The 1,613-nt window shown below is 76.8% G+C and carries 1 protein-coding gene; it reads left to right on the top strand.

The features are described from left to right. Positions 1-1,613 (top strand): non-ribosomal peptide synthetase (locus tag CCN42_RS37680; RefSeq protein WP_143662168.1); only part of this gene is annotated, 1,613 nt, incomplete at both ends.

Below are 1,613 nucleotides of genomic sequence, written 5' to 3' on the forward strand. Positions count from 1 at the left end.
GCCGGCACCGTCCCGCCGGCCCGTGCCCGCCACGTCACCCGTCACGTCCCGCTCGGTGAGCTGTTCACCGGGTGGGTGACCCGCGACCCGGACGCCCCCGCGGTCACCGACGGCCGGAGCACCTGGTCGTACGGGGAACTCGCCCGGCGGGCGGGCCGGCTCGCCGCCCATCTCGCCGCGAGCGGCGCCGGACCGGAGCGGACGGTGGCACTGGTCCTGCCGCGCTCGATGGAACTGATCGCCGCCGAGCTGGCCGTGGCCCTGACCGGTGCGGCCTTCCTCCCCGTGGACCCCGACTACCCGGCCGAACGACGGGCGCTGATGCTCACCGACGCCGCGCCCGCCGTCGTCCTGGACGACCCCGACCGGGTCCGCGCGCTGCTGGACGGCGAGGACCCGGAGGCGGACCCGGCCCCGAGCCGGGTGCTCCCTGACCACGCGGCGTACGTCATCTTCACCTCCGGCTCCACGGGCACTCCCAAGGGCGTCACCGTCACCCACCGCGGCATCGCCGGTTTCGCCGCGGCGGCCGCCGACCGCTACGCCGTCGGCCCGGGCGACCGTGTGCTGCAGTTCTCCTCGCCCAGCTTCGACGCCTCCGTACTGGAGCTGTGCGTCTCCGTGCTGTCCGGCGCCCTGCTGGTCGTCCCGCCGCACGGGCCCTGGCTCGGTGACGAACTCGCCGCCGTCCTGGACGAGCACCGCATCACCCACGCCCTCATACCCCCCGCTGCCCTCGCCACCCTGCCCGACCCGGCGGACATCGGCGGCCTGCCGTCGCTGCGCACCCTCATCGTCGGGGCGGAGGCATGCCCGGCCTCGCTCGTCGACCGGTGGGCACCCGGCCGCCGCATGATCAACTCCTACGGGCCGACCGAGGCCACCATCGTCGCCACCTGGACCGGACCACTGACCGCCGGCTCCGGGACACCCGCCATCGGCGGCCCGCTGCCCGGCACCGAGGCCCACGTCCTGGACGCGGCGCTGCGCCCGGTGCCGCCCGGCGCCGAGGGCGAGCTGTACGTGGGCGGCGACGGACTGGCCCGCGGCTACCTCGGCCGCCCCGGCCTGACCGCGACCCGGTTCGTCGCCCACCCCTCCGGGCCGCCCGGCGCCCGTCTCTACCGCACCGGCGACCGGGTGCGCCGACGCGCCGACGGCGAGCTGGAGTTCCTCGGCCGGGTCGACCGGCAGGTCAAGGTCCGGGGCTTCCGCATCGAGCCCGGCGAGATCGAGGCCGCCCTGATCCACCACCCGGAAGTCCGCGAGGCCGTGGTCGTGGTCCGCGACGAGGAACCCGCCCGCGGCCGGCTGATCGGCTACGTCACCCCCGCCGACCCCGCCCGCAGACCCGAGCCGGCCCGGCTGCGCGCCGCCCTCGCCGCCGCCCTGCCGGCCCACATGGTGCCCTCCGCCGTCGTCGTCCTGGACGCGCTGCCGCTCACCCCGCAGCACAAGATCGACCTGCGGGCGCTGCCCGCCCCCGGCGGCGCGCCGGCCGAGCAGCACGTCGAACCGCGCACCGACGACGAACGGACCCTGGCCGCGATCTGGGCCGACGTCCTCGGCGTCGACACCGTCGGTGTCACCGACGACTTCTTCGACCTGGGCGG

This window comes from Streptomyces glaucescens (assembly GCF_002154375.1).
Taxonomy (GTDB): domain Bacteria; phylum Actinomycetota; class Actinomycetes; order Streptomycetales; family Streptomycetaceae; genus Streptomyces; species Streptomyces glaucescens.